The organism is Paraherbaspirillum soli (genome assembly GCF_042654985.1).
Taxonomy (GTDB): domain Bacteria; phylum Pseudomonadota; class Gammaproteobacteria; order Burkholderiales; family Burkholderiaceae_D; genus Paraherbaspirillum; species Paraherbaspirillum soli.
This window is the reverse complement of record NZ_JBHSMT010000019.1, coordinates 1-1,504: the sequence shown is the minus strand read 5'-3', so window position 1 is coordinate 1,504 and position 1,504 is coordinate 1. Positions and strand designations below refer to the sequence as shown.

At 51.4% G+C, this 1,504-nt stretch carries 1 rRNA gene; it reads left to right on the top strand.

Annotated features, from left to right (window positions below):
* Positions 1 to 1,462: ribosomal RNA gene (locus ACFPM8_RS11655) — 23S ribosomal RNA — on the top strand; the annotation flags it as partial.
* Positions 1,463 to 1,504 lie beyond the last annotated feature (42 nt).

The window sequence follows — 1,504 nt, the reverse complement described above, 5'->3', positions numbered from 1 at the left end:
GACGGATCGCGGAAGGTTGTCCGGGTGTTGGAAGTCCCGGTTCCTGTATCAGAGAAGGCTGTTAGGCAAATCCGGCAGCGTAATTCAAGGGTATGGGACGAGCGAACTTGTTCGCGAAGCAATCGGAAGTGGTTCCAAGAAAAGCCTCTAAGCTTCAGTCTAACGAGACCGTACCGCAAACCGACACAGGTGGGCGAGATGAGTATTCTAAGGCGCTTGAGAGAACTCGGGAGAAGGAACTCGGCAAATTTGTACCGTAACTTCGGGATAAGGTACGCCCATGTAGTTTGACTGGCCTGCGCCAGAAGGACGAAAGGGCTGCAATAAAAAGGTGGCTGCGACTGTTTAATAAAAACACAGCACTCTGCAAACACGAAAGTGGACGTATAGGGTGTGACGCCTGCCCGGTGCTGGAAGATTAAATGATGGGGTGCAAGCTCTTGATTGAAGTCCCAGTAAACGGCGGCCGTAACTATAACGGTCCTAAGGTAGCGAAATTCCTTGTCGGGTAAGTTCCGACCTGCACGAATGGCGTAACGATGGCCACACTGTCTCCTCCCGAGACTCAGCGAAGTTGAAATGTTTGTGATGATGCAATCTACCCGCGGCTAGACGGAAAGACCCCATGAACCTTTACTGTAGCTTTGCATTGGACTTTGAACCAATCTGTGTAGGATAGGTGGGAGGCTTTGAAGCGGGGACGCTAGTTCTCGTGGAGCCATCCTTGAAATACCACCCTGGTTTGTTTGAGGTTCTAACCTTGGTCCGTTATCCGGATCGGGGACAGTGCATGGTAGGCAGTTTGACTGGGGCGGTCTCCTCCCAAAGTGTAACGGAGGAGTTCGAAGGTACGCTAGGTACGGTCGGACATCGTGCTAATAGTGCAATGGCATAAGCGTGCTTAACTGCGAGACTGACAAGTCGAGCAGGTACGAAAGTAGGACATAGTGATCCGGTGGTTCTGTATGGAAGGGCCATCGCTCAACGGATAAAAGGTACTCTGGGGATAACAGGCTGATTCCTCCCAAGAGTTCATATCGACGGGGGAGTTTGGCACCTCGATGTCGGCTCATCACATCCTGGGGCTGTAGCCGGTCCCAAGGGTATGGCTGTTCGCCATTTAAAGTGGTACGTGAGCTGGGTTTAAAACGTCGTGAGACAGTTTGGTCCCTATCTGCCGTGGGCGTTGGAAATTTGAAGGGGGCTGCTCCTAGTACGAGAGGACCGGAGTGGACGAACCTCTGGTGTACCGGTTGTCACGCCAGTGGCATTGCCGGGTAGCTAAGTTCGGAAGAGATAACCGCTGAAAGCATCTAAGCGGGAAACTTGCCTTAAGATGATATTTCCCGGGAACTAGATTCCCCTAAAGGGTCGTTCGAGACCAGGACGTTGATAGGCTGGGTGTGGAAGCGTAGTAATACGTTAAGCTAACCAGTACTAATTGCCCGTGAGGCTTGTCCCTATAACCTTAGCAGGTTATATGATGAGACTTATTTGTTTGCCA